The organism is Streptomyces sp. NPDC052101 (assembly GCF_040680235.1).
Classification (GTDB): Bacteria; Actinomycetota; Actinomycetes; order Streptomycetales; family Streptomycetaceae; genus Streptomyces.
Genome location: NZ_JBFAWH010000023.1, coordinates 1 through 24,067 on the forward strand (window position 1 = coordinate 1; position 24,067 = coordinate 24,067).

General features: G+C 70.5%; 25 protein-coding genes, 1 tRNA gene and 2 pseudogenes. 13 read left to right on the forward strand and 15 right to left on the reverse strand.

The genetic code is table 11. From position 1 onward, the window contains the following. Window positions 1-119 (reverse strand): annotated as a pseudogene (locus AB0L75_RS31655) (DNA-directed RNA polymerase subunit alpha); the annotation flags it as partial. Between the two features lie 189 nt (window positions 120-308). On the opposite strand from AB0L75_RS31655, the gene AB0L75_RS31660 reads away from it, so the two are divergent. Both AB0L75_RS31660 and AB0L75_RS31665 read left to right on the forward strand, forming a co-directional pair. After that, the gene (locus AB0L75_RS31660; RefSeq protein WP_365187860.1) at window positions 309-530 is read left to right on the forward strand and encodes a hypothetical protein; all 222 of its coding nucleotides are present in this window, start codon (window positions 309-311) and stop codon (window positions 528-530) included. 394 nt (window positions 531-924) lie between these two features. Then, the gene (locus tag AB0L75_RS31665; RefSeq protein ID WP_365187863.1) at window positions 925-1,389 is read left to right on the forward strand and encodes a hypothetical protein; all 465 of its coding nucleotides are present in this window, start codon (window positions 925-927) and stop codon (window positions 1,387-1,389) included. Window positions 1,390-1,410: 21 nt separating this feature from the next. Here AB0L75_RS31665 and AB0L75_RS31670 read toward each other — a convergent pair whose 3' ends face one another. Next, complete coding sequence (locus tag AB0L75_RS31670) at window positions 1,411-1,902, reverse strand: helix-turn-helix domain-containing protein (protein WP_365187866.1); 492 nt, start codon at window positions 1,900-1,902, stop codon at window positions 1,411-1,413. An 81-nt stretch (window positions 1,903-1,983) separates the two neighbouring features. Between AB0L75_RS31670 and AB0L75_RS31675 the strand changes: the two genes are divergently transcribed. The 9 genes from AB0L75_RS31675 to AB0L75_RS31715 all read left to right on the forward strand — a co-directional run bounded on the left by AB0L75_RS31675 (window position 1,984) and on the right by AB0L75_RS31715 (window position 12,457). Next, window positions 1,984-2,343, forward strand: a complete 360-nt coding sequence (locus AB0L75_RS31675; RefSeq protein WP_365187868.1) for an HGxxPAAW family protein — start codon at window positions 1,984-1,986, stop codon at window positions 2,341-2,343. Between the two features lie 150 nt (window positions 2,344-2,493). Then, the gene (locus AB0L75_RS31680) at window positions 2,494-3,378 is read left to right on the forward strand and encodes a DUF2797 domain-containing protein (RefSeq protein ID WP_365187871.1); all 885 of its coding nucleotides are present in this window, start codon (window positions 2,494-2,496) and stop codon (window positions 3,376-3,378) included. 87 nt (window positions 3,379-3,465) lie between these two features. Beyond that, window positions 3,466-3,885: an antibiotic biosynthesis monooxygenase gene (locus AB0L75_RS31685; protein ID WP_365187873.1), complete on the forward strand. Its 420-nt coding sequence runs from the start codon at window positions 3,466-3,468 to the stop codon at window positions 3,883-3,885. A gap of 168 nt (window positions 3,886-4,053) precedes the next feature. Then, a complete protein-coding gene (locus tag AB0L75_RS31690) occupies window positions 4,054-4,794 on the forward strand; it encodes a response regulator transcription factor (RefSeq protein ID WP_365187876.1) in 741 nt (246 codons plus the stop codon). Next, window positions 4,791-6,425: a HAMP domain-containing sensor histidine kinase gene (locus AB0L75_RS31695; RefSeq protein ID WP_365187879.1), complete on the forward strand. Its 1,635-nt coding sequence runs from the start codon at window positions 4,791-4,793 to the stop codon at window positions 6,423-6,425. Before AB0L75_RS31690 ends, AB0L75_RS31695 begins: the two co-directional genes overlap by 4 nt. Before the next feature lie 13 nt (window positions 6,426-6,438). Next, the gene (locus tag AB0L75_RS31700; protein ID WP_365187882.1) at window positions 6,439-7,917 is read left to right on the forward strand and encodes a bifunctional glycosyltransferase family 2/GtrA family protein; all 1,479 of its coding nucleotides are present in this window, start codon (window positions 6,439-6,441) and stop codon (window positions 7,915-7,917) included. Next, complete coding sequence (locus tag AB0L75_RS31705; RefSeq protein WP_365187884.1) at window positions 7,914-10,136, forward strand: glycosyltransferase family 39 protein; 2,223 nt, start codon at window positions 7,914-7,916, stop codon at window positions 10,134-10,136. The genes AB0L75_RS31700 and AB0L75_RS31705 overlap by 4 nt, the downstream gene beginning before the upstream one ends. A gap of 75 nt (window positions 10,137-10,211) precedes the next feature. After that, on the forward strand, window positions 10,212-11,630 hold the full coding sequence (locus AB0L75_RS31710) for an MFS transporter (protein ID WP_365187887.1): 1,419 nt from the start codon (window positions 10,212-10,214) through the stop codon (window positions 11,628-11,630). A 62-nt stretch (window positions 11,631-11,692) separates the two neighbouring features. Further along, window positions 11,693-12,457 (forward strand): TetR/AcrR family transcriptional regulator, encoded by a 765-nt coding sequence (locus AB0L75_RS31715; protein ID WP_365187889.1) that lies wholly within the window; start codon window positions 11,693-11,695, stop codon window positions 12,455-12,457. A 14-nt stretch (window positions 12,458-12,471) separates the two neighbouring features. On the opposite strand, the pseudogene AB0L75_RS31720 reads toward AB0L75_RS31715, so the two are convergent. From AB0L75_RS31720 to AB0L75_RS31735, 4 genes and pseudogenes are all read right to left on the reverse strand, one after another. Further along, a pseudogene (locus AB0L75_RS31720) lies at window positions 12,472-12,974 on the reverse strand (PPOX class F420-dependent oxidoreductase). A gap of 49 nt (window positions 12,975-13,023) precedes the next feature. Next, window positions 13,024-13,845: a YceI family protein gene (locus tag AB0L75_RS31725; protein ID WP_365187892.1), complete on the reverse strand. Its 822-nt coding sequence runs from the start codon at window positions 13,843-13,845 to the stop codon at window positions 13,024-13,026. 100 nt (window positions 13,846-13,945) lie between these two features. Beyond that, entirely contained in the window at window positions 13,946-16,522 is a 2,577-nt protein-coding gene (locus AB0L75_RS31730) for a DHA2 family efflux MFS transporter permease subunit (protein ID WP_365187895.1), read from the reverse strand. Between the two features lie 13 nt (window positions 16,523-16,535). Next, window positions 16,536-17,072 (reverse strand): MarR family transcriptional regulator, encoded by a 537-nt coding sequence (locus AB0L75_RS31735; RefSeq protein WP_365187898.1) that lies wholly within the window; start codon window positions 17,070-17,072, stop codon window positions 16,536-16,538. A 206-nt stretch (window positions 17,073-17,278) separates the two neighbouring features. Between AB0L75_RS31735 and AB0L75_RS31740 the strand changes: the two genes are divergently transcribed. After that, complete coding sequence (locus tag AB0L75_RS31740; RefSeq protein WP_365187901.1) at window positions 17,279-17,479, forward strand: hypothetical protein; 201 nt, start codon at window positions 17,279-17,281, stop codon at window positions 17,477-17,479. A gap of 15 nt (window positions 17,480-17,494) precedes the next feature. Here AB0L75_RS31740 and AB0L75_RS31745 read toward each other — a convergent pair whose 3' ends face one another. The 9 genes from AB0L75_RS31745 to AB0L75_RS31785 form a co-directional block, all read right to left on the reverse strand. Further along, on the reverse strand, window positions 17,495-18,328 hold the full coding sequence (locus tag AB0L75_RS31745) for a hypothetical protein (RefSeq protein WP_365187904.1): 834 nt from the start codon (window positions 18,326-18,328) through the stop codon (window positions 17,495-17,497). 80 nt (window positions 18,329-18,408) lie between these two features. Further along, window positions 18,409-19,356, reverse strand: a complete 948-nt coding sequence (locus tag AB0L75_RS31750; RefSeq protein WP_365187906.1) for an RNA polymerase sigma factor SigF — start codon at window positions 19,354-19,356, stop codon at window positions 18,409-18,411. A 326-nt stretch (window positions 19,357-19,682) separates the two neighbouring features. After that, the gene (locus AB0L75_RS31755) at window positions 19,683-20,531 is read right to left on the reverse strand and encodes an RNA polymerase sigma factor SigF (RefSeq protein WP_365187909.1); all 849 of its coding nucleotides are present in this window, start codon (window positions 20,529-20,531) and stop codon (window positions 19,683-19,685) included. A 193-nt stretch (window positions 20,532-20,724) separates the two neighbouring features. Then, window positions 20,725-21,018 carry a Dabb family protein gene (locus AB0L75_RS31760; RefSeq protein WP_365187910.1) on the reverse strand — a complete coding sequence of 98 codons (294 nt, stop codon included), beginning with the start codon at window positions 21,016-21,018 and terminating at the stop codon, window positions 20,725-20,727. Window positions 21,019-21,028: 10 nt separating this feature from the next. Continuing rightward, the gene (locus tag AB0L75_RS31765; RefSeq protein ID WP_055708362.1) at window positions 21,029-21,208 is read right to left on the reverse strand and encodes a hypothetical protein; all 180 of its coding nucleotides are present in this window, start codon (window positions 21,206-21,208) and stop codon (window positions 21,029-21,031) included. A 305-nt stretch (window positions 21,209-21,513) separates the two neighbouring features. After that, a tRNA-Ser gene (locus tag AB0L75_RS31770) sits at window positions 21,514-21,598 on the reverse strand. Between the two features lie 141 nt (window positions 21,599-21,739). Next, the gene (tadA, locus tag AB0L75_RS31775) at window positions 21,740-22,171 is read right to left on the reverse strand and encodes a tRNA adenosine(34) deaminase TadA (RefSeq protein WP_365187913.1); all 432 of its coding nucleotides are present in this window, start codon (window positions 22,169-22,171) and stop codon (window positions 21,740-21,742) included. 56 nt (window positions 22,172-22,227) lie between these two features. Then, window positions 22,228-22,761, reverse strand: coding sequence for a hypothetical protein (locus AB0L75_RS31780; RefSeq protein ID WP_365188095.1), 534 nt, complete (start codon window positions 22,759-22,761; stop codon window positions 22,228-22,230). A 333-nt stretch (window positions 22,762-23,094) separates the two neighbouring features. After that, the gene (locus tag AB0L75_RS31785) at window positions 23,095-23,337 is read right to left on the reverse strand and encodes a hypothetical protein (RefSeq protein ID WP_365188105.1); all 243 of its coding nucleotides are present in this window, start codon (window positions 23,335-23,337) and stop codon (window positions 23,095-23,097) included. A gap of 94 nt (window positions 23,338-23,431) precedes the next feature. On the opposite strand from AB0L75_RS31785, the gene upp reads away from it, so the two are divergent. Continuing rightward, on the forward strand, window positions 23,432-24,067 hold the full coding sequence (upp, locus tag AB0L75_RS31790; protein ID WP_365187916.1) for a uracil phosphoribosyltransferase: 636 nt from the start codon (window positions 23,432-23,434) through the stop codon (window positions 24,065-24,067).

Genomic DNA, 24,067 nt, shown 5'->3' on the forward strand with positions numbered 1-24,067 from the left:
CGACGGAGGGAGTTGCCGAGGGTGTAGCCGAAGCCCGGCTCCAGCGGCTCGATGACGAACCGGGAGCGGAACTCGTCGACGACCTCTTCGGTCAGTGACGGACGCTGAGCGATCAGCATGTGTGGATCAGATCCTTCATTCGTGGACGCCCGCTATGTGACGCCGTAGACACCACGAAGGGTACGGGCCTCTGCCGGCCGGTCGGCAGGCTCGGCTCTTGCTGGAGTGGAGTCCAATCTTGCAGGAATGGAGTCCAACGATCAGCGAGGCAGCCACCCGCGTGGTTCGTAGGCGCATACTAGGGGGCAATGACAAAGCCTGCTGCACCGAAGCGTCACTTGCCCACCAGTCCCTTCAAGGCCCCGGCGGCACCGGCTCCGAAGCACTTCGCCGTGGGTGACCAGGTCACACACGACGTGTACGGCCTCGGCCGGGTGATCGGCATCGAGGACGGAATCGCGGTACTCGTGGATTTCGGCTCGGAGCAAATGCGGATCTTGAGCCCGTACGCCAAGATGACCAAGTTGTAGTACCGCTGTGCCCGGTCACGGCACGCCAGGCCCCTTCGGGGACCTGCAACGAAAGCGAGACCTCTCATCGATCTGACATCGCTGTTCTCCGCCCTGGAAGGGCAACCCCGCCGCGACGCTCCGGCATCGCCGCCTCCGGCGACAAACCCCTTCCAGGCCCCGGACTTCGGGGAGGACGAGGCCTTCCCGCCTGAGGAGGCACAGGAGCCCGCCTGGGGCATACGTACGCCGCGGCCCAAGGCGGCCTAGCTCCCACGCGTCCGGTGGTCCGGACATGGACACGGACACCCGGACCTTGGACGATCCGGTCTGCCGTCTACCCCCCGAACGAGTCAGACACATCAGTCCAAGTGGCCCATAGCCATCCAGAGCGCCGCTCGTCCATCTTCGTGCGATGGAGTGGACCACCTTCTTAGCCGCAGCGGTAGGAGCCACCGCAGGCTCGTTAGGCACTGGGGTAGCCGAACGCTTCCGCTGGCACCGCGATGTCTCGGAGCAGGAGCGCCAGGCCCTGCAGGCCGCCTACGTGGACTTCCTGGATGCCGTGAAACGGACCAGCAGCGCCATCAGCCAGGTGGCGCACAACGGGACATTGCCGCTGGAAGATCGAGCAAGGCAAGCCCGCCTGGCCGTGGACCAGCACGGCCTGTACGAAAAGCAGGCCCACGTCGAACTGTGCGCGCCGCAATCGGTCCTTCCCTTGATGAACGAGCTTGTGCGCGCCCTGCTCTTCCTCCGCGACGAAGTCGGCTGCGGCGGCACCCCCGGAGCGCCGAAGTACGAGGGCGCATGGATGAAGATCCACGGGGACACCGCGCAACTGCGTGAAGCCATGCGCACCACGCTCAGCAGGAAGTAGCCCCACTGCCCGGGGGCGGAGTCAGCACTCTTCTTCGGGGTCGTTCCGGTTCAGTTTCTCCAGGTACTCGTGCGCCAGGGCCGTTGCCCGGGTGAACCAGTCGGTGATGACCGCCAGTTCCTCGGGGGCGTAGTCGGAGAACAGGTCCGTCAGGCGCTTGTAGTGGCCCGCGTACACCGCCGCGACGCGGGTGACGGCGGCGGGGACGGCCGCCACGCGGACCCGGCGGCGGTCCGCGGGGTCGGGGCGGCGGGTGACATAGCCGGCGCGTTCGAGGCGGTTGAGGATGCCGGTCACCGCACCGGTGGTGACGTGGGCGCGGGCGGCCAGGTCGCCGGCCGTCAGCAGGTCGTCACCGGCCTCCAGGACGAAGGCGAAACAGGTCAGGTCGGTGACGTTCAGCCCCAGTCGCCGGGCCAGCTCCTGCTGTCCGATCAGGTGGGCGGCGATGAGGTGGTCCATCGCCGACAGCGCCTGGGCCGGGGTGGCGGGCGGTCGCGGCGTGCCGTGCATCTTTCGGAATCCCTTAGCTCGTGAGATATTCGAGTTGTAACTTCTTAGCTCGTGAGGGAATCTCGTCCCCGGAGGCGCGGTATGAGTCTGTACGACGAGGGTCACACGATCGCCGGCTGGACTGGCTTCGGTATCGCGACCGTGGGCGGCGGTGTGGTCGGGCTGGGCGTGTGCGAGGCCTCGCTGCCGCTGGTCGCGGCCGGGCTCGCCGTCGTGGCCGTGAGCGTCCTTGTGACATGGGTCCTGCATCTGTCCGGCTGGGGCAAGCCGCCGGGCATACGGCCGCGAGACCAATGGGGGATGCGGATCCGGGACACCCAGGCCAGGGAGGGCCACACCGGCTGCGTCAGCTGTCGGCTGGCGGGGCGGGGGCGTACGGCTGCTCTGGTGGCTGCGACGCCGACGGCTGCCGAATCGGTATCTCTGTCACCTGTCGAGTGACTGTGCTTTCGGCGACGCAGTGGGTGATCGCCGTGCCGGTGTACGTCCTGCCGTAGGGCGCGTGTCGTGGCGCAGGCGTGCGAACAGGCCGCTCTGCGCCGCTCCGCCGCCCGGCACCGTTGTCAGACCCACCGCCTACCCTCACGAGTGATGGCACAGGTATGGAAGTGCGCGGGACTGCGCTGGTCGTCCGAGGGTCCCGTGCTGGTGTGGGACGGCGGGCGGCGCAGTGCGCTGCCCTGGGGGAAGCGGGTCGGCTTCGCGGTGCCGGAAGGGAGTGTGCGCACATGCGTGGGGGCGCGGGGACACGCGTGTCCGGTGCGGGCCGTGGTGCCGGGGCGGAGTACGGGGGCCCGGTGCGAGGAGTGCGCGCGGCTGGACCGGGCGCACTCGGTGGCCGCCGACACGATCGCCGACGACCCACGGCCGTACCGGGTGTATCTGGCGTGGTTCGGTCCCGGAATGGTCAAGGTCGGTATCACCGCCGTCGAGCGGGGCAGTGCGCGGCTGCTCGAACAGGGCGCCGTCTGTTTCAGCTGGCTCGGCACCGGCCCGCTGATGGCCGCCCGGCGCGCCGAAGAGCTGCTGCGGGCCGCGCTCCAGGTGCCGGACCGCATCCCGTACGCCGCGAAGCGGGCGGTGCGGTCGGCGCTGCCGGAGAGCGAGGCGGAGCGCGCCGCTGAGGTGCGGGAGCTGCACGCGCGGGCCGTGGCGCTCGCCGGATGGCCGGAGTCCCTGCATCCGGAGCCCTGTGAAGTGACCGATCACGTAGGGGCGTTCGGGCTCATCGGCGCTCCTTCTGCCGTCGGGGACGTGGTGGAGCTGGTCCCGGGCGGCGGCGTGAGCGGTGCGCTGGTCTCGGCCGCCGGGCCCGATCTGCATCTGGCGGTCGCGGGGCGCGGGGTCGTCGTCCTCGACACCCGGCTGATGACCGGCTGGGAGCTGGTGCCGTCGGCCGCTCCGGATGCGGAGGGACTCACCGGACTCACCTTCCCGCTGCGGGAGTTCGCACAGGAACAGGAGAGCTTGTTCTGAGGCGCGGGCAAAGACTCGGATCCCGTACGGATCCCTTTCGGCAAGGGCCATGGACGCCGGACGACCCCGCGGCCGACCGTGGTGGACATGAGTCATCGACTGAACGCAGCTGACCAGCCCGCGCCCGTCTCCCTCCCCGAACTCCCCGAACTGCCCGAACTGCCCGAACTCCCCGAGTTCCCTGAGGTCCCCGAACCCCCTTACTACGCCGCGATCTTCACCGCCATCCGCACCGACACCGACCCCGACGGATACCAGCGGACCGCCGCACGTCTCTCCCGGCTCGTCCGCGGAATCCCCGGTTTCCTCGGCGAGGACTTCGCCCACACCCCCGGCGGACTCGCCGTCAGTGTCGCCTACTTCCGTGATCTCGCCGGGATCGAGCGGTGGCGTGACCATCCCGAGCACCTCGCGGCCAAGCGGCGCGGGCTTGAGCGGTGGTACGAGCGGTACGCGCTCCACATCGCCCGGGTCGAGCACCATCACGAGTTCCGCCGCCCGGCCTGACCCCGATCCGCTTCCCCCGATCCGATTCGCCCAAATCGCCTCCTCCGATCCGGCCGCTGGTTCCGCCCTCGATTCCCAGCAGCCGCCTGAGAAGTGCCTGTGTGTTTCTCAGGCAAATCACAGATTGGGGAAAGCCTCCTCTCAGAGGGCCCCGACAGGGTGTCCACCATGACCACGACCTCGCCCCAGGGGCGCACCGAACTGCTGAGGCCGGACGGGAGCCCCGTCCGAGTGCTTGTGGTGGACGACGAGTTGTCGATCACCGAACTGCTGAGCATGGCCCTTCGTTACGAGGGCTGGCAGATCAGGAGTGCGGGGGATGGGCAGGGAGCCGTCCAGACCGCCCGTGACTTCCGGCCCGACGCCGTCGTGCTCGACATGATGCTGCCCGACATGGACGGGCTGGCCGTCCTCGGGCGGCTGCGGCGTGAACTGCCCGACGTGCCCGTGCTGTTCCTGACCGCCAAGGACGCCGTCGAGGACCGTATCGCCGGGCTCACCGCCGGTGGCGACGACTATGTCACCAAGCCGTTCAGCCTGGAGGAGGTCGTGGCGCGGCTGCGGGGGCTGATCCGCCGGTCCGGGGCGGCCGACCGGCGGTCCGACTCCGTGCTCGTCGTCGGGGACCTGACCCTGGACGAGGACAGTCACGAGGTCTCGCGGGCCGGGGAGTCCATCCACCTCACCGCCACCGAGTTCGAGCTGCTGCGCTTCCTGATGCGCAACCCGCGGCGCGTGCTCAGCAAGGCGCAGATCCTGGACCGCGTGTGGTCGTACGACTTCGGTGGCCAGGCCAACGTCGTCGAGCTGTACATCTCGTATCTGCGGCGGAAGATCGACGCGGGGCGCGAGCCGATGATCCACACCCGGCGTGGGGCCGGCTATCTGATCAAGCCCGCCGCGTCATGAGCCGGCGACGGCGGCCCGGTCCGCAGCGGCGGAAGAGGCCGCGACCGGGTCAGCCGCGCACCCTGCGAACCCGGCTCGTCGTCGCGTCGGTGGTGCTGATCGCCGTGGTGTGCGCGGTGATCGGCACGGTGACGACGCTGGCGCTGCGGACTCATCTGTATGACCAGCTCAACGGCCAGCTGCACGAGGTCGGCGCCCGCGCGTCCGGGCAGTTCGGTCCGCCCGGGCATGGCGGGGGTGCGGTCGGGCCCGACGGTCGGCCGGGCGGTCGGCACAGCGGTCATCCGGTCGATCTCACCGACTTCGTCAGCCGGAGCCCGCAGCCCTCGCCGTACACGCTCGTGGCCAAGGTGGAGAACGGCGAGACGACCGAGGGCAAGGTCGGCCACAAGTCCAGCAACGACTTCTCCACGAGCGCCACATCGCTGACCAAGGCGCAGCTCGCGGCGCTCGGCGCCGTTTCCCGCGACGGCATGTACACGGTGGACATCCCCGGCCTGGGGAGTTACCGCGTCCAATACGTCACCGGACCCAACGGCACCTACTACGTCGCCCTCCCGACCAAGGGCGTGGACGACAACATCAACGCCCTGATCCTCATCGAGGTCAGCGTCACCGTGGCCGGACTCGTCGCCGCCGGTATCGCCGGTTCGGTGCTCGTCGGCGTCGCCACCCGGCCCCTGCGCAAGGTCGCCCACACCGCCACCCGTGTCTCCGAACTCCCGCTGCACACCGGCGAGGTGAACCTCAGCGAGCGGGTCCCGGAGTCCGAGTGCGATCCGCACACCGAGGTCGGCCAGGTCGGCGCCGCGCTCAATCGCATGCTCGACCATGTGCACGGCGCCCTGCACGCCCGGCAGCAGAGCGAGATGCGGGTGCGGCAGTTCGTCGCCGACGCCAGCCATGAGCTGAGGACCCCGCTCGCCTCCATTCGCGGGTACGCGGAACTCACGCGACGAGGGCGGGAGCAGGTCGGGCCCGACACCCGGCACGCCCTCGGCCGGATCGAGTCCGAGGCGGGCCGTATGACCCTGCTCGTCGAGGACCTGCTCCTCCTCGCCCGCCTGGACGCCGGGCGGCCGCTGCAGTTCGAGCAGACCGACCTCATCCCGCTCGTCGTGGACACGGTCAGCGACTCCCGTGCGGCCGGCATGGACCACAACTGGCGGCTCGACCTGCCCGATGAGCCGGCGCTCGTGTCCGCGGATGCGGCCCGTGTCCAGCAGGTGCTCGTCAACCTGCTCGGCAACGCCCGCAAGCACACGCCACCGGGTACGACCGTCACCGCGCGCGTGCAGCGGCGCGGGGCGTGGATGTGCGTCGACGTCGAGGACAACGGACAGGGGATCCCGGCGGATCTGCTGCCGCATGTCTTCGAGCGGTTCGCGCGCGGGGACTCCGCGCGGTCGCGGGCCACCGGATCCACCGGGCTGGGGCTCGCCATCGTGCAGGCGGTGGCGGCGGCGCACGGGGGTGCCGTCACCGTCGACAGCGTTCCCGGGCGGACCGTGTTCACCGTGCATCTGCCCGCGCTCGCCCCCGCCGCCGCGCAGCCGGCGCCCGAGACCGGCCGGCAGTCGCACTCACAGGCACAGCACAGTGCCACCACATGGGTGCAACAGGGCGCTTGACGAGAGTCGGTCCATGCGAACCGACTCTTCTCCCGGCACTCTGCCGGCGCGGGAGCACCTCCCGGCCACAGACGCCGGTACGCCTGTTCTGGACGTAGTGATCCCCGTCTACAACGAGGAGAAGGACCTCCAGCCATGTGTGCTCAGACTGCATGAGCACCTCAAGCGCACCTTCCCGTACGCCTTCCGCATCACGATCGCGGACAACGCGTCCACGGACACCACCCCGCGGGTGGCGGCGCGGCTGGAGGCGGAGATCCCCGAGGTCACCAACTTCCGCCTGGAGCAGAAGGGCCGGGGACGGGCCCTCAGGACCGTGTGGTCGGCGTCGAACGCGCCGATCCTCGCCTATATGGACGTCGACCTGTCCACCGACCTCAACGCCCTGCTGCCGCTGGTGGCACCGCTGATCTCCGGGCACTCGGACCTCGCGATCGGCTCCCGGCTCGCCCGCGCCTCCCGGGTCGTGCGCGGCCCCAAGCGGGAGTTCATCAGCCGGGCCTACAACCTGATCCTGCGCGGTTCGCTCCAGGCTCGCTTCTCCGACGCGCAGTGCGGCTTCAAGGCGATCCGGCGGGATGTGGCGCAGGTGCTGCTGCCGCTGGTGGAGGACACCGGCTGGTTCTTCGACACCGAGATGCTGGTGCTCGCCGAGCGCGCGGGCCTCAGAATCCACGAGGTGCCGGTCGACTGGGTCGACGACCCGGACTCCACCGTGCACATCGTGAAGACGGCGACCGACGACCTGAAGGGTGTGTGGCGGGTCGGCAGGGCGCTGGCCACCGGTTCGCTCGCGCTGGACCGGCTCACCCGGCCCTTCGGCGACGATCCGCGCGACCGCGAACTGCCCGACGTGCCCAAGGGACTGGCTCGCCAGCTCGTCGGATTCTGCGTGGTCGGCGGCCTGTCCACCCTCTTCTACCTGGTCCTCTACAGCCTCTTCCGGCAGTTCGCCGGCTCCCAGCTCGCCAACGCGGTCGCGCTGCTGGTCTCGGCGGTCGCCAACACGGCCGCCAACCGCCGGCTCACCTTCGGGGTGCGCGGCCGGGGCGGTGCCGTACGGCACCAGGCGCAGGGCCTGGTCGTCTTCGGCATCGGACTCGCCCTGACCAGCGGCTCCCTGGCCGCCCTGAACGCGGCCAGCGACAACCCGGCGCACTCCACCGAGCTGGCGGTGCTCATCGCCGCCAACCTCGCCGCGACCGTACTGCGCTTCCTGCTCTTCCGCGCCTGGGTCTTCCCGGACCGCGGGGAGCCCGCCGCGGCCGTCCCGTCCACGGTCGCCGCCGCGCACACCCCGTCCTCGCCGACCTACGCCACGACGGCTCCATGCGCCCCGCTCCCGCAGCGACCGGTGGCGCACCAGTCGTACGACCCGCACCCGACCACCCAGTTCCGCGCCGGTGAAGCCGCGGACGGCAGCTGGAGGGACGCCACCATGCAACTGCAGCCGGTGCGCCCTCACGACACCGATCCGGGGGATCCCCGATGACCACCCACTACGATCCGCCGACCACCCAGCAGGGCGGTACGACCCTCTGGGGGACGCCGCCGGCCGGCGGCCCGAAGGCACCCGGGGCCGGTGAACCCCGGCAGCCGTTCCCGGGCAGACTGTGGCGCGGCCGGCCCGAGGATCCGCGCTGGGCCCGCCCGGCGTTCCTCGGCCTGCTGGCCGCCACCCTCGTGCTCTACCTCTGCAACCTCAGCGCCTCCGGCTACGCCAACTCCTTCTACTCGGCGGCCGTCCAGGCGGGCAGCAAGTCCTGGAAGGCGTTCTTCTTCGGTTCGCTGGACGCGGGCAACGCGATCACCGTCGACAAGCCGTCGGCCTTCCTGTGGCCGATGGAGCTGTCCGTCCGGATCTTCGGCCTGAACTCATGGGCGATCCTCACCCCCGAGGTCCTCATGGGCGTCGGCACGGTGGCGGTCGTCCACGCGGCCGTACGGCGCCGGTTCAGCCCGGTGGCCGGCCTGGTCGCGGGCGCGGTGCTCGCGCTCACCCCGGTCGCCGCGCTGATGTTCCGGTTCGACAACCCGGACGCGATGCTGGCCCTGTTGATGTCGCTGGCCTGCTACTTCGTCGTACGGGCGGTGGAGGACGGCCGGACGAGGTGGCTGGTCGCCGCCGGGGCCGCGATCGGCTTCGCCTTCCTCGCCAAGACGCTTCAGGCGTTCCTGATCCTGCCGCCGCTGGCGATCGTCTACGCCGTCTGCGGGCCGGTGAAGCTGAGGAGGCGGCTGGGCCAACTGGCGCTCGCGACGGTCGCGTTGGTGGTCTCCGGCGGCTGGTGGGTCGCGATCGTGGAGCTGTGGCCGGCCTCCTCCCGCCCCTACATCGGCGGTTCGCAGAACAACAGCTTCCTGGAGCTGACCTTCGGCTACAACGGCCTCGGGCGTCTCAGCGGTGACGAGACCGGCAGCGTCGGCGGCGGCGCGGGCGGCGCGGGCGGCACCGGCCGCTGGGGCGCCACCGGCTGGAACCGGATGTTCAACTCCGAGATCGGCAGCCAGATCTCCTGGCTGCTCCCGGCCGCGCTGATCCTGCTGGCCGCGGCACTGTGGGCGACGCGCAAGGCACGGCGTACGTCCGTCACCCGGGCCTCGTTCCTGGTGTGGGGCGGCTCGCTGCTCATCACCATGGTGGTCTTCAGCTACATGGCGGGCATCTTCCACCAGTACTACACGGTGGCCCTCGCGCCGTACCTGGCGGCGGTCGTCGGCATGGGTGCAGGGCTGCTGTGGGAGAGGCGCAAGGAGACCTGGGCGTCGATCGCCCTCGCCGCCTCCGTGGTCGCGTCGGCGGCGTGGGGCTACGTCCTGCTCAACCGCACCTCCACCTACCTCCCCTGGCTGAAGTGGCTGGTGCTGATCGGCGGTCTGGCGGCCGCGCTGGGCCTGGTCCTCGCCGGCCGGATCTCGCGGCAGCTGGCCCTCGGGGCGGCGGCGGTGGGCCTGGTGGCCGCGCTCGCCGGTCCGACGGCGTACACCCTCAGCACGGTGGACTCCGCACACACCGGCTCCATCCCGACGGCCGGTCCGGCGGGCGCCGGCATGATGGGCTTCGGCGGCGGCCGGGGTCCCGGCGGCGGAGGCGGCGGCATGCGCGGCGGCTTCGGCGGAGGCGGAACGCAGGGCCAGCAGGGCCAGCAGGGCCGGCAGAACGGCAACGGGAACATGCCGGGCGGCCAGGGTCAGGGTCAGGGCTTCCCCGGTGGTGGCATGCCGGGCCAGAACGGCAACAGCCAGGGCCAGGGTCAGGGCCAGAACCGGCAGAACGGCAACGGCTTCCCGGGCGGCGGTGCCATGGGCGAAGGCGGCCGTACGGGCGGCGGCGCCGGTGGCCTGCTGAACGGCGCGAACGTCTCGTCCTCCGCCAAGAAGCTGCTGGAGAAGGACGCGGCGAAGTACACCTGGGTCGCGGCATCCGTCGGCTCCCAGAACGCGGCCAGCTACCAGCTAGCCACCGGTGACGCGGTGATGGCGATCGGCGGCTTCAACGGCACCGACCCGTCTCCGACACTGGCGCGGTTCAAGAAGCACGTGGCGGAAGGGAAGATCCACTACTTCATCGCGGGCGGCGGCTTCGGCGCGGGGGGCGGCAGCGGCAGCGGCACGGCCTCCCGGATCAGCTCGTGGGTCCAGAGCACCTTCAAGAAGGTCACGGTCGGTTCGGCCACCTTCTACGACCTCACGCAGAAGAAGAGCGGCTGAGGGGAGGGCGGCAGAGCCGACCGGCCGAGGAAAGTCTGTCGTACACCGTATAGGAACTCCTATACGGTGTACGACATGCCTGCATCCCAAGGTCATCCCCAGCGCTGGCTGATCCTCGGCGTCATCTGTCTCGCCCAGCTCGCCGTGCTGCTCGACAACACCGTCCTGAACGTGGCCATCCCCTCGCTCACCCACGAGCTGCACGCGGCCACCGCCGACATCCAGTGGATGATCAACGCCTATTCGCTGGTCCAGTCCGGGCTGCTGCTCACCGCGGGCAGCGCCGCCGACCGCTACGGCCGCAAGAAGATGCTGATCGCGGGGCTCGCCCTGTTCGGCATCGGCTCGCTGGTGGCCGGACTCGCCGGTTCCACCGGCCAGTTGATCGCCGCGCGGGCCGGCATGGGCATCGGCGGCGCGCTGCTGCTGACCACCACCCTCGCCGTGGCCATGCAGATCTTCACGGCCGAGGAGCAGCCGAAGGCGATCGGGATCTGGAGCGCGGTCAACGCGCTCGGCTTCGCGGGCGGTCCGCTCATCGGCGGGTTCGTGCTCGGCCACTTCTGGTGGGGCGCGATCTTCCTGATCAACATCCCGGTCGCGGTGCTGGCCGTGGTCGCGGTGGTGGCCCTCGTGCCGGAGTCCAAGGCCGCATCCTCCCGGGGGACACTCCCCGGACCCCCGGGCCGGGGCGACCGCCCCGACCTGCTCGGCGCGGTGCTGTCGACGATCGGCATGGCCTCGCTGGTCTTCGCCATCATCTCCGGCCCCGGCCACGGCTGGACCTCCGCGCGCGTGCTCGGTACGGCGGCAGTGGCGGTGGTGGTGCTCGGTGCCTTCGCCTGGTGGGAGAACAGGGTCGCCGAGCCGATGCTCGACCTGCACTTCTTCCGGGACCGGCGGTTCACGGGCGCGGTCGCCGGGGCCGTGCTCCTCACGTTCGGGATGGGCGGGGCGCTGTTCCTGCTCACCCAGCATCTGCAGTTCGTGCTCGGGTACGGGCCGCTGGAGGCGGGACTGCGTACCGCTCCGCTGGCGCTGACGGTGGTGCTGCTCAACTTCACGGGGCTGTCGGCGAAGTGGTCCGGCCGGCTGGGTACGCCGGTGTCGATCGCGCTCGGGATGGTGCTGATGTCCGCCGGACTGGTGGCCATCGCGGAGCTGGACTCCGGGGGATACGCCGGGACCCTGCTGGGGCTGCTGCTGATCGGCGCGGGGTGCGCGGTCGCCAACCCCGCGATGGCCCACGCCATCATGAGCGCGATTCCTCCGGAGAAGGCGGGGGTGGGGGCCGGCGTCAACGGCACCCTTGCCGAATTCGGGAACGGTCTTGGTGTCGCCGTCCTCGGCGCTGTGCTCAGCTCTTCCGTGGCCTCGGGGGAGTCGTTGTCGGCCGGCCTTGGGGCCGGGCAGCTGGTGGGGGCCGTCGCCGTGCTGGCCGGGGGAATCCTGGCAGCGGTACTGCTTCGCCGGGCGGAGCGGACGGCCGCCTGAGCGGATACGGCCCCGCGCCCCTTTAGGTTGGACCAGTGGTCGGAATCGAGGAAGGTGCGCCGGTGGTGAAGGACGCAGCGCGGTCGGCGCGAGCCAGTGTCTGGCTGGAGGAGAAGGCCCGCCATGGTGGTCGTGGCGGCGGCAGCCAGCCCTCCGGGCTCGACCGGGCGCGGATCACCGGCGCGTCCGTGCGGCTGCTGGACGCGGAGGGGCTGGAGAAGTTCTCCATGCGGCGGCTGGCCGCGGAGCTGAACGTCACCGCGATGTCCCTGTACTGGTACGTCGACACCAAGGACGACCTGCTCGAACTGGCCCTGGACGCCGCCTTCGGCGAGCTGCGGCTGCCCGACCCGGAGGCCGAGGGCGAGGACTGGCGCGAGCAGCTGCGGGGGCTGGCCACCGAGTACCGGGCGCTGCTGGTGCGCCACCCCTGGCTGTCACCGCTGGCGGGGCGCTACCTCAACATCGGCCCGAACGCGCTGGCCTTCTCCCGTGCGGTCCAGCGGGTGGTCCGCCGGGCGGGGCTGCCCGCGCACGGGGTGATGGGGGCGATCGCGGCCGTCTTCCAGTTCGTGTACGGCTACGGCACGATCGAGGGCCACTTCTTCGACCGGATCGCGGGCACCGGGCTGAGCGCCGACGAGTACCACCAGCAGGCCATGGCCATGGTGGCGGAGGCCCCGGAGACCGCCGAGGCCGTCGAGGAGTCCAAGGACCTCCTGGCGGCGCGTGGCGGGGACACGGTCGCCGAGATGCTGGACCGCGACTTCACCTTCGCCCTGGACCTGCTGATCGCCGGCATCGAGGCGATGGTCAAGCGCGGCTGACGGCCCCCGGCCCTCTAGCCCCCGGACACCAGCCGCGCCGGGAACCCCCCGGTGGCCAGCGGCCCCCATCGCTCGGGTGTCACCCGGATGATCGACTTGCCCTGCTTGACCATCGCCTCCCGGTACTCGTCCCAGTCGGGGTGTTCGCCGGCGATGTTGCGGTAGTACTCGACCAGCGGTTCCACGGAGTCGGGGGTGTCGATGACCTCGGCCGTGCCGTCGATCTGTACCCAGGGGCCGTTCCAGTCGTCGCTCAGGACGAGCAGGCTGACCCGGGAGTCCCTCCCCCAGCGCCTTAAGGGCCTGGGAGGTGCCCCCAGGCGTTGCGGGTCTTGGCGCGCTCGGGGTAGGTCGAGACGACGATTCGGCCCGAGTCGTCGACTCCGCAGGTCAGCGGGGAGGCCTGTGGGCCGCCGTCGGCGCGGCGGGTGATGAGCAGGGCCCGGTGCCTGGGTTGTACGAAGTCCAGCAGCTCGTCCAGCGATACACGGGTGTTGGTAGCGATGTTCGGCGCCATGGGGGCAGCCTAGGGGCAGTGTGTGCCCCGGTGGCTGACCCTGTCGTGCCTACGCCTGGGGCAGCGAGTCGCCCTGCACCGCCTGGATGTCCAGCTCCACCCTCAGCGTCGTACCGATCGCGGCGATGCCCGCCTGCAGGACCTGGTTGTAGTTCATCGCGAAGTCCTCGCGGTGGAGTTCGGCGGTCGCGCGGAACGCGGCGCGGGTGCCGCCCCAGGGGTCGGCGCCGGTGCCGAGGTAGGCGAGGTCCAGGTCCACCGGCCGGACGATCCCGTGCATGGACAGCTCGCCGTGGACCGTCCAGCGGTCCGAGCCGGACACGGTCACACCCGTGGAGCGGTAGGTGATCTCCGGGTGCCGCTCGACGTCCAGGAAGTCGCCGGACTTCAGGTGCGTGTCGCGCATGCCGTTGCCCGTGTCGATGGACGCGGCCCTGATCACCGCTTCCACGCGGGACTTGGTGACGTCGGCGGGCGCGATCTCGATCGTGCCGCCGAACTCCGCGAACCGGCCGTGCACGCTGGAGATCCCCAGGTGCTGGGCGACCGCGGCGACGGAGGAGTGCACCGGGTCGATGGTCCAGGGCCCGGGCGGCGGCAGTTCGGTGCCGCCCTGCCGGGTCAGGGTGACCGTGCCGACCTCGGCCCGGCCGCTCGCGGTGACGATCGCGGAGGAGGCCGCGGGCGCGTACCCGACGGCCGTCACGATCACCGTGTACGCGCCCGGCGCCAGCTCGGTGGTGTCCCGTACGGCTCCCTCGGTGTCCGCCTCGGCGCGCAGCACCTGCGTACCGGTCATGTCGGTCACCGTGACGACCGCGTGCGACACGGCCCACCCGTCCCGCGTACGGATCTTCGCGGTCAGTCCCATCCCGTTTTCTCCCTGCAAAGCCTTACAAAATGGTCGTGTGAAGAACCGGCCCGTGGCGGGGCTTCTCCGGTCGGAGCGCCCCGCCACGGGCCGGACGGAACTACTCGCCGGGGTGGGCGAGCCGGATGTCGTGGCCGTCGGCTCCGACGCCGGCCACGGTCAGGGCCGTCGCCACCGGCGGGTAGCCCGTCGCGATGACGGTGTACTCGCCGCTGTCCAGGTCGGTGAAGGCGTACGCGCCGTCCGTGCCGGTGGTGGCCGTGCCGACCACGTTGCCCGCCTGGTCGACGAGGGTCACGCGGGCGTCGGCCAGCGGTCCGTGCGGGGCCTTGACGACACCCTGGAGGCGGGCGCCGGCGTCCAGGTCGATCTCGATCCGGGTGACCCCGGTGCCGCCGATCTCGACCGGCAGCGCACGCGGCCGGAAGCCGCTCGCGTTGACGGCCATGGTGACCGTGCCGGGCACCAGGTCGGTGAAGGCGAAGTCGCCCTGCTCGCCGGTGGTGGCGGTGGCCAGCAGATCACCGCGGACGTCGGTGACGATCACCATGGCGTCCTTCACCGGCAGCGTGCTCCCGGCGGCCCGGACCACACCGGTCAGCCCGCTGGTGCCGCTGAGCAGGATGTCGTACGACAGCGGCTCCTCGCCCACCACGACGGTGGAGGCCTGCGGCTGGTAGCCGTCGGCGGAGGCGATCAGGACGTAACTGCCGGTGCCGGGGGCGTCGAGGGAGTAGGCGCCGTCCGGCTGGGCCACCGCGCGGCCCAGCTGGCGTCCGGCCAGCGAGATCAGGGTGACGGCGGCCTGCGGGACCGGGGCGCTCTCGGCGCCGCGGACGAAGCCGTGCACCGGGGTGCCGCCACCGGTGGCGGGCTCGGCGATCGTGGCGACGGCGGTCAGCTGCCCGGTGGCGGTCGCGGTGGCCGGCGCCTCCTGGAAGCGGTCCGCCGAGACGACGGGCTCGGCCCAGCTGGGCACCCGCTCCTGGGCCGGAGCCTCGGCGGTGGCCTCGGTGGTGGCCTCGGTGGTGGCCTCAGCGGTGGCAGCGGCCTCGGCCGGAGCCTCGCTGGCGGTCTCGCCCTCGGCGGCCTGTGCCAGCGCACCCTTGGTCTTCAGCGGGACCTCCTTGATGAACAGCGTGATCAGGAAGGCGGCGGCGGCGAGGCAGCCGGCGATGAAGAACACGTCGGCGATGCCGTGGCCGTAGGCGCTCTCCAGGAGCGTGCGCAGCGGGGCCGGCAGCTTGCCCATGTCCGGGATGCTGTCGGTGGAGCTGGAGCCCGCCAGAGCCGCCTGGTACTTCGGGCTCAGGGCGGAGATGCCGTCCTGGACGTAGTGCGTGATCCGGTGGGACATCACCGCGCCGAGCGCGGAGACGCCGACCGCGCCGCCGAGGGAGCGGAAGAAGGTGACCGTGGAGCTGGCCGAGCCGAGGTCGGACGGGGCGACCTGGTTCTGCGTGGCGAGCACCAGGTTCTGCATCATCATGCCGATGCCGAGACCCAGCAGGGCCATGAAGATGGCCATCTTCCAGTACTCGGTGTCGTACCGGATGGAGCCGAGGAGGCACAGGCCGGCCGTCACCAGCACGCCACCGCTGACCAGCCACGCCTTCCAGCGGCCGGTGCGGGTGATGAACTGACCGGAGACGGTCGAGGAGATGAACAGGCCGCCGATCATGGGGATGGTCATGACGCCGGACATCGTCGGGGACTTGTCGCGGGCCAGCTGGAAGTACTGGCTGAAGAACACCGTGCCGGTGAACATCGCGACACCGACGAACAGCGAGGCGAGGGACGCCAGCGTGATGGTGCGGTTCCTGAACAGGCGCAGCGGGATGATCGGCTCGCTCGCCCTGGACTCGACCAGCACGAACAGCGCGCCGAGGACGATCGAACCAGCGACCATGGTGTACGTCTGCCAGGACAGCCAGTCGTACTTGTCACCGGCGAAGGTGACCCAGATCAGCAGCAGCGAGACAGCGGCCGAGATGAAGAACGCGCCGCCCCAGTCGACCTTGACCTCCCGCTTGACCACGGGCAGGTGCAGGGTCTTCTGCAGCACGATCAGCGCGATGATCGCGAAGGGGACACCGACGTAGAAGCACCAGCGCCAGCCGAGCCAGGAGGTGTCGGTGATGACACCGCCGAGCAGCGGGCCGCCGACGGTGGCGACGGCGAAGGTGGCGCCCAGGTAGCCGGAGTAGCGGCCCCGCTCACGCGGGGAGATCATCGCCGCCATGACGATCTGCGCCAGTGCGGACAGACCGCCGACGCCGATGCCCTGCACCACACGGCAGGCGATCAGCATGCCGGCGTTCTGCGACAGGCCGGCCGCCATCGAACCGAGGACATAGATGACCAGGGCTATCTGGACGAGAGCCTTCTTGCTGTACAGGTCGGCGAGCTTGCCCCACAGGGGGGTGGCCGCGGTCATCGACAGCAGGGCCGCGGTGACCACCCAGGTGTAGGCGGACTGGCCGCCGCCGAGGTCGCCGATGATGTGCGGCAGGGCGTTGGAGACGATCGTGGACGACAGGATCGCCACGAACATGCCGAGCAGCAGCCCGGAGAGGGCCTCCATGATCTGCCGGTGCGTCATCGGGGCGTCGCCCGCCGAGGGGCCTCCCCCGTGCTTGGCGTGAGCCCGCACACCGGCTGGTGTGGTCGTTGCCATGGGCTTCCTTTTCTTACGTGCTTGCGGGTGTACGGGTGGTCTCGTCGAATGCGGGAGTGGTCTGTACGGCCACGGGCGCGGTGTCTTCGGCCGGGTGCGCGGGGAGCCGGACCGGGGCGGACCGGCAGTCGCCGAAGGACGTGCGCAGGCGGGTCATCAGCCGGATCAGCTGGCTGACCTCGTCGTCGCTCCAGTCGGCGAGCCGCTCGGCGAGCAGATGCGTGGTCCGCCGGGACAGCTCGTCGAGCTGTGCCAGGCCCGCGGGCGTCAGGCGCAGGATGCGCGAGCGCCTGTCGGCCGGGTCCGGGTGCCGCTCGATCCAGCCGCGCGCGGCGACATGCGCGACATGCCGGCTGGTGACCGACATGTCCACGGAGAGCAGCTCGGCGAGCTTGCTCATGCGCATGTCCCCGTGGCGGCCGAGCAGAGTCAGCACGGCGGCCGAGCCGGCCGGGCAGTCCATCGGCAGGATCCGCCCCAGGTCCCGTTTCACGGCTCCGACGGCACTGAGCTGACGCGCCAGCTCTTCGAATTGCGCCTGCTCGGCCATCACACCTCCCACGTTCGTTGCTTGGGGCAACCATAGAGGTGTTTGGTTGCTGCAGGCAAATAAATCATGAGCCGAGAGGTGTAAAAACTTGGCAAAGGCAAGCATTGCGAACGTAAACATGCAGGTGGGTGCGGGTGAGGTGCCCCCGTCTGTCCCGGTGGCCCCGCACTTGGGTCGGTCACGTGGATTCGCTAGTGTCTCGGGCCATGGCTAACACCCAGGGCCCCCAGGGCAATTACGACCCCGCCGGCAGCACCCAGATGTTCCGCGCGTTCGTCGACGAGGCTCCCCAGGGGCGCCGGCAGCAGCAGCCGGCCGCTTCCTCCGGCCCCCGCATCGGCGTGATCATCGGTGTCATCGTGGCCCTCGCCGTGGTGGCCGGGGTCGCCTGGCTGGCGCTGAAGTAGCACCCGCCCGCGCGATCACTTCCACTGGACGGACACGTCCCGCGTCTCGATGTGCATGCCGAGCGGCACATTCCCCCACTCTCGGCTTCGCTCGAGCGGGGGGACCCCCATGGCGTCGACGCACACCGTCCACGTGGGGCTCTTGCGCGCGCCCGGCGCGATCGGCACCGGGAGGTCCACCGCCGAGTCGACCGTCCCCCAGTCGATGCCGAGCGCGCCGATGATGTGCGTCCCGAACGTCACCGAGCCCGAACGCACCGCCGTACCGCCCGAGTTGTGGAAGTCGACGGTCACCTTCTGGCACCAGCGCTGATCCGCGTCCTTCGTCCTCGGCCTGCTCCAGGCCAGATCGGCGGGGCCGGCGGCCGTGCCGCCGCCGGGAGTTGGCGTGGGGGAGCCGGATGGGGGCGGCGGCGCGGGTGCCGTGGGACCGGATGCGCCGCCGGTCGGGTTCGGTGTGTCCGGCGAGGGTGCGGTCCGCTCCGGGCCGCCGGGGTCGGACGAGCCGTCCGGCTGCCCTGAACCGGGCGTGCCCGCCGGGGATTTGCCCTGCCCCGGGCTGCCGCTCGGCGTACTTCCGCCGCCCTTTCCACCGTCGTCCAGCGGGACCAGTGACACCGAGCCCGTGGGGGCGGCGGCCGCCGTACTCCCTCTCTGCGGGCCGCCCGCCGCGCCGACCGCGACATAACCGCCGCCCGGACCATGGCCCCCGCACGCGGCCACCACCCCGCCGAGAACGACGACGGCCGCCGACGCTGCCGTAACGGCGCCTCGGCGGCCATGCGTCCATGTCGGGCGTGTCGCACGTGTCGTTCGCGCGGTCTCCTCCGGCCCTGTCGCTCGCAGCATCGGGCCAGTGTCGCTGACGAACCGTCAGAACTGAACCCTCGGAACCGATCCCTCGGAACCGATCCCTCGGAACCGGACCCTCAGTCGGAGATCAGGCCCTCCCGCAGCTGGGCCAGGGTTCGGGTGAGCAGGCGGGAGACGTGCATCTGGGAGATGCCGACCTCCTCGCCGATCTGCGACTGGGTCATGTTGGCGAAGAAGCGGAGCATGATGATCCGGCGCTCCCGGGGCGGGAGTTTGGCCAGCAGGGGCTTCAGCGACTCGCGGTACTCCACGCCCTCCAGGGCGGTGTCCTCGTAGCCGAGCCGGTCGGCCAGGGAGCCTTCGCCGCCGTCGTCCTCGGGGGCCGGGGAGTCCAGCGAGGAGGCGGTGTAGGCGTTGCCGACCGCGAGGCCGTCGACCACGTCCTCCTCGGAGACGCCGAGCACCGCGGCCAGCTCCGTCACCGTCGGGGAGCGGTCCAGCTTCTGGGAGAGTTCGTCGCTGGCCTTGGTGAGGGCCAGACGCAGCTCCTGGAGGCGGCGCGGGACGCGCACCGACCACGAGGTGTCGCGGAAGAAGCGCTTGATCTCGCCGACCACCGTCGGCATCGCGAACGTCGGGAACTCCACGCCCCGTTCGCAGTCGAAGCGGTCGATCGCCTTGATCAGGCCGATGGTGCCGACCTGGACGATGTCCTCCATCGGCTCGTTGCGGGAGCGGAAGCGCGCGGCCGCGTAGCGGACCAGCGGCAGGTTCAGCTCGATCAGCGTGTCCCGGACATAGGCCCGCTCCGGGCTGTCCTCGCCGAGGGCGGCGAGTCGCAGGAAGAGGGAGCGGGACAGGGTGCGGGTGTCGATATCCCCCGAGGCCCCCGAGGGCAGAGGTGCCGGAAGGTCGGCGGCCGCCGGGGCGGGCGGGGCCGGCACGGCGTCGAGGGCCGTGACGCCCTCGATGCCGTCGAGGACGTCGAGAGCGTCGAGCTCCTTGGGCGCTGCCTCGCTCTTCGCGGGCGTCAGCACCTTCGAGCTGCCCTGGTCTGCGGACATGCCACCCCCTTTGGGTCGCGGGACGGTCGGGGCGGCGCCGCCTTTCGAGCAACGCAGCCTTCACCTGAATACCGGAGCGGAAGGCCCGGCAAACGCGTCTCCCGCAGAATGTCACATGTCGGCAACACGCTGTAGTGACATGTCGACACGAGAGAGGCGAATCGGCCCTGGAAAGAAGGGGTCTGACGCTATTTCGGGGCACAACTGTCGGCATCAGTGCTGGTGAGCGATTCGCTCTCGGCGGTGAGGCATCGATCGGGCTTGCGATGCAGGGTACGTTCCGGTGCGTGCTTCCGTGCGCCTGCTGTGCTCCGTCTCAAGCGTTTCTATGCGTCGATGCGATTCGCGGAGCGCAGCCGCTGGAAGCTGCGGGCGAGGAGGCGGGAGACATGCATCTGGGAGACGCCGAGTTCCGCGCTGATCTGTGACTGGGTGAGATTGCTGTAGTAGCGCAGCAGAAGGATTCTCTGTTCGCGTTCGGGGAGTTGGACGAGCAGATGCCGGATCAGGTCGCGGTGCTCCACGCCGTCCAGGGCCGGGTCCTCGTAGCCGATGCGGTCCAGCAGGCCGGGCAGCCCGTCGCCCTCCTGCGCGGCCTCCAGCGAGGTGGCGTGGTACGACCGTCCCGCCTCGATGCAGCTGAGCACCTCGTCCTCGCTGATCCGCAGGCGCTCGGCGATCTCGGCGGTGGACGGGGAGCGGCCGTAGAGCGTGGTCAGGTCCTCGGTCGCGCTGTTGACCTGCACCCACAGCTCGTGCAGCCGGCGCGGTACGTGGACCGTGCGGACGTTGTCCCGGAAGTACCGCTTGATCTCGCCGACCACGGTCGGCATCGCGAAGGTCGGGAACTGCACGCCGCGCTCCGGGTCGAACCGGTCGATGGCGTTGATCAGGCCGATGGTGCCGACCTGGACCACGTCCTCCATCGGCTCGTTGCGGGAGCGGAATCGGGCGGCCGCGTAGCGCACGAGCGGGAGGTTCGCCTCGATCAGCGCTCCCCGTACCCGGTTGTGCTCCGGAGTGCCCGGCGTCAGGTCCTTCAGCTCGGCGAAGAGCACCTGGGTGAGGGCTCGGGTGTCGGCGCCGCGCCGCTTCTCGGGGGTCGCGGGAGCGGATGCGGGGGCAGGGGTGGTCGCCTCCTCCTGGGGCGGCGCAGTACTGGCCGACACGGTCAACGCCACCTCTTCATCGATCAATCATCCGTCAAAAGTGGTCATAGCATCACAAGAGATATGCACTGTGTGCAAGCACCGCATAACGCCGTGTTGTTGTAGCTTCGACAAGTTGGGGCGGAAGTTGGGGCGCGGGACAACAGGAAAGCCCCCCGCCGTTGCGGCGGAGGGCTGTCGAAAAGGGGTTCCGAGGGGCTCAGAACTCGTAGTCCGCGATCACCCACGTGGCGAACTCGCGCCACAGCGCGACACCCGCCTGATGGGCCGGGTGCTCCAGATAGCGCTTGAGGGCGTCGGTGTCCTCGACCGCGGAGTTGATCGCGAAGTCGTAGGCGATCGGACGGTCGCTGATGTTCCAGGCGCATTCCCAGTAGCTCAGCTCCTCGATCTGGCCGCCTAGGGCCCTGAAGGCCGCCACGCCCGCCACGACCCGCGGATCGTCGCGCTCGACGCCTTCGTTGAGCTTGAAGAGGACCAGATGGCGGATCATGGGGTGTACCTCAGCTCTTTCCTCCGTTGGCGACCCACGTCATGAAGTCGCCCACGGCCTTGGCCGCGTCCGATATGCCCTCGAAGACTATCTGGACGTAGTGGGCGGCCTTGGGCGGGTCCGTGATGATCACGTACAGCGCGAAGACCACGAGCACGTACACGGCGATCTTCTTGGCGTTCACCGCCACCGCGGCCTCCCCTGTGCTGTGTCCCCTGCTGCCGGCGGCGAGTGTAACCTTCGCGCCAGTTCCAGGGACCAACGGCCCGCCGTCCGAGGACTTTTGCCGGGCCCGTACGACCGCCGCGCGGTGCACGATGGAGATCAGCCCGGCGGGTCCGGCAGGAATCCGCGGGGCGGGGACAGGACCCCGACTGCGGGGTGCGGGCCGCCACATCCCCCCGAAGGCGGCGCGCACTTGGGGGTCCCCTCCCCATGCGTCCCATCCTCAGGACGTACGAAGGGCCCCGTCTTTCGACGGGGCCCTTCTTCAAGCGGTAGCGGAGGGATTTGAACCCTCGGTGACTTGCGCCACACTCGCTTTCGAGGCGAGCTCCTTCGGCCGCTCGGACACGCTACCGAGGGAGACCTTACAGCAAGGTGGGGCATGGTTTGAAATCGGAATTCGGCGACCCTGAGGACGGCCCCGAGGACGACCCCGAGGACGACCTCGCGATCGGTCCCGTCAGCGATCCTGTCAGTGGTCCTGTCAGTGGTCCTGTCAGCGGTCCCGGAAGAAATCGGTGAGGAGCCGGGCGCAGTCCGCCGCCAGTACGCCCTCGACGACCTCCGGACGGTGGTTGAGCCGCCGGTCGCGGATCACGTCCCACAGCGAGCCCGCCGCGCCCGCCTTCTCGTCCCGGGCGCCGTAGACGACCCGGTCGATCCGGGACTGGACGATCGCGCCCGCGCACATCGTGCACGGCTCCAGGGTGACCACGAGCGTGCAGCGGGACAGCCGCCACTCCCCGAGCCGCGCCGCGGCCCGCCGGATCGCGAGGACCTCCGCGTGGGCCGTGGGATCACCGGTGGCCTCGCGCTCGTTGTGCCCGGCAGCGAGCACCGTCGTACCGTCCGGGGACAGCACGACGGCACCGACGGGGACGTCCCCGCTCTGGACAGCCCGTTCGGCCTCGTCCAGGGCGAGCCGCATCGCCGCCCGCCAGGGGTCGCGTACCGGGTCCGGTGCGGCCGCCGTGTTCTCGGTGGTCAGCGGACGGTCTCCAGCACCTCCGAGGCACCCAGGGCCTCGGCGATCGAGCTGAGCGCGTCGTCGGCGTCCAGGGCGCGCAGTTCCTTCTCGCTGATGCCCAGGTCGTCGAGGATCTGGCTGTCGCCCACCGGGCTGTGCGGGACCGCGTCGGCGCCGCCCTCCTCGTCGTCCTCGTCGGACTCGGACTCGCCGTCCTCCGTGCCGTCGAGGTCCAGGGAGTCCAGGTCGTCGACGTCGTCGGCGCCGGGCTCCCGGCCGAGCAGCTCGTCGGTGAGCAGCAGCTCGCCGTACGCGCTGCGCTGGGCGGCGGCCGCGTCCGAGACGTAGATGCGGGGATCGTCCTCGCCGTCCACACGGACGACGCCGAACCAGGACTCCTCCTGCTCGATCAGGACGAGCACCGTGTCGTCGTCGGGAGAGGCTTCCCGGGCCAGGTCGGCCAGATCCGACAGGGTCTCCACATCGTCGAGCTCTGTATCGCTCGCTTCCCACCCGTCTTCGGTGCGCGCGAGCAGTGCGGCGAAGTACACCGTGACTCTCCCACTGGTCATAGGCGTGCCGGTTGGGGGTCCCCCCGGCGGAGGTACTTGGGCGGAGAGAGCTGGGCTCCGAGCCCCACCCACTCGGAATCGTGGCAGAAACAAGGCTTTCAGGGGACGTCTTCGGCACCCTGTGTCTGCTGTTTCGATCGTGGATCCGTCATCGACGCAACAGACCGCTCGTCACCGCCACCTGCGGATCGTACGCGGCTTTACCCGGCACTCACGCATGTCCACCACGCAAACGCCGCCGTCGGCGTGGATCTTCCTCACCCAGAATTTTCTTACCTGGCGTTACTCAAGGGCTTTCCCCCTCAGGGCGGTTCACCAGCGGAAGGTCCGCATGCGCATCTCGTGGCGCAACCGGGCGGCCTTGGCGCGTCGCGGCTGGACCCGGGCGCGCAGCTCACGGGCCTCGGCGAGATCGCGCAGGAACTGGGCGCGGCGCCGCCTGCGCTCGGCGTCCGTCTCGGGCACGGCGCCGCCGCGTATCGCGGGCTCGCCGGTGTCCCTGGAACCCTCGGTGTCCCCGGGCGCGTTCTCCGGAAGGTCAGGCAGGTCAGGCACGTCGCACCACCCCAGTCCGTCCCTCCCACTTTCCCTCGTTCGGGCGGTTTGACGCCAGCACCAGGGGGTCCGGAGCGCAGGTACCGTTATGGGCATGCGTCTCCACGTCGTCGACCACCCCCTGGTCGCCCACAAGCTCACCACGCTGCGCGACCAGCGCACCGACTCCGCGACCTTCCGCCGGCTCGCCGACGAACTGGTCACCCTGCTCGCCTACGAGGCCACGCGGGACGTGCGCACCGAGGCCGTCGACATCCAGACGCCGGTCGCCCGGACCACCGGCGTCAAGCTCGCCCGTCCGCGCCCGCTGGTCGTGCCGATCCTGCGCGCCGGCCTCGGCATGCTGGACGGCATGGTCCGGCTGCTGCCGACCGCCGAGGTCGGCTTCCTGGGCATGATCCGCAACGAGGAGACGCTGCAGGCCTCCACGTACGCCTCGCGCATGCCGGAGGACCTCTCGGGCCGCCAGGTGTACGTCCTGGACCCGATGCTGGCCACGGGCGGCACGCTGGTCGCGGCGATCCAGGAACTGATCAAGCGCGGGGCCGATGATGTGACGGCGGTCGTGCTGCTGGCCGCTCCCGAGGGCGTCGAGCTGATGGAGCGGGAGCTGGCGGGGACGCCGGTGACGGTGGTCACGGCGGCCGTCGACGACCTCCTCAACGAGCACGGGTACATCGTGCCGGGCCTCGGGGACGCCGGGGACCGGCTCTACGGCGCGGCCGAGTAG

Excerpts from the sequence above, each read along its gene's own strand:
- AB0L75_RS31660 (WP_365187860.1), top strand. The coding sequence starts at position 309 with ATGACAAAGCCTGCTGCACCGAAGCGTCACTTGCCCACCAGTCCCTTC.
- AB0L75_RS31665 (WP_365187863.1), top strand. The coding sequence starts at position 925 with ATGGAGTGGACCACCTTCTTAGCCGCAGCGGTAGGAGCCACCGCAGGC.
- AB0L75_RS31670 (WP_365187866.1), bottom strand. The coding sequence starts at position 1,902 with ATGCACGGCACGCCGCGACCGCCCGCCACCCCGGCCCAGGCGCTGTCG.
- AB0L75_RS31675 (WP_365187868.1), top strand. The coding sequence starts at position 1,984 with ATGAGTCTGTACGACGAGGGTCACACGATCGCCGGCTGGACTGGCTTC.
- AB0L75_RS31680 (WP_365187871.1), top strand. The coding sequence starts at position 2,494 with ATGGCACAGGTATGGAAGTGCGCGGGACTGCGCTGGTCGTCCGAGGGT.
- AB0L75_RS31685 (WP_365187873.1), top strand. The coding sequence starts at position 3,466 with ATGAGTCATCGACTGAACGCAGCTGACCAGCCCGCGCCCGTCTCCCTC.
- AB0L75_RS31690 (WP_365187876.1), top strand. The coding sequence starts at position 4,054 with ATGACCACGACCTCGCCCCAGGGGCGCACCGAACTGCTGAGGCCGGAC.
- AB0L75_RS31695 (WP_365187879.1), top strand. The coding sequence starts at position 4,791 with ATGAGCCGGCGACGGCGGCCCGGTCCGCAGCGGCGGAAGAGGCCGCGA.
- AB0L75_RS31700 (WP_365187882.1), top strand. The coding sequence starts at position 6,439 with ATGCGAACCGACTCTTCTCCCGGCACTCTGCCGGCGCGGGAGCACCTC.
- AB0L75_RS31705 (WP_365187884.1), top strand. The coding sequence starts at position 7,914 with ATGACCACCCACTACGATCCGCCGACCACCCAGCAGGGCGGTACGACC.
- AB0L75_RS31710 (WP_365187887.1), top strand. The coding sequence starts at position 10,212 with ATGCCTGCATCCCAAGGTCATCCCCAGCGCTGGCTGATCCTCGGCGTC.
- AB0L75_RS31725 (WP_365187892.1), bottom strand. The coding sequence starts at position 13,845 with ATGGGACTGACCGCGAAGATCCGTACGCGGGACGGGTGGGCCGTGTCG.
- AB0L75_RS31730 (WP_365187895.1), bottom strand. The coding sequence starts at position 16,522 with ATGGCAACGACCACACCAGCCGGTGTGCGGGCTCACGCCAAGCACGGG.
- AB0L75_RS31735 (WP_365187898.1), bottom strand. The coding sequence starts at position 17,072 with ATGGCCGAGCAGGCGCAATTCGAAGAGCTGGCGCGTCAGCTCAGTGCC.
- AB0L75_RS31740 (WP_365187901.1), top strand. The coding sequence starts at position 17,279 with ATGGCTAACACCCAGGGCCCCCAGGGCAATTACGACCCCGCCGGCAGC.
- AB0L75_RS31745 (WP_365187904.1), bottom strand. The coding sequence starts at position 18,328 with ATGCTGCGAGCGACAGGGCCGGAGGAGACCGCGCGAACGACACGTGCG.
- AB0L75_RS31750 (WP_365187906.1), bottom strand. The coding sequence starts at position 19,356 with ATGTCCGCAGACCAGGGCAGCTCGAAGGTGCTGACGCCCGCGAAGAGC.
- AB0L75_RS31760 (WP_365187910.1), bottom strand. The coding sequence starts at position 21,018 with ATGATCCGCCATCTGGTCCTCTTCAAGCTCAACGAAGGCGTCGAGCGC.
- tadA (WP_365187913.1), bottom strand. The coding sequence starts at position 22,171 with ATGCGGCTCGCCCTGGACGAGGCCGAACGGGCTGTCCAGAGCGGGGAC.
- upp (WP_365187916.1), top strand. The coding sequence starts at position 23,432 with ATGCGTCTCCACGTCGTCGACCACCCCCTGGTCGCCCACAAGCTCACC.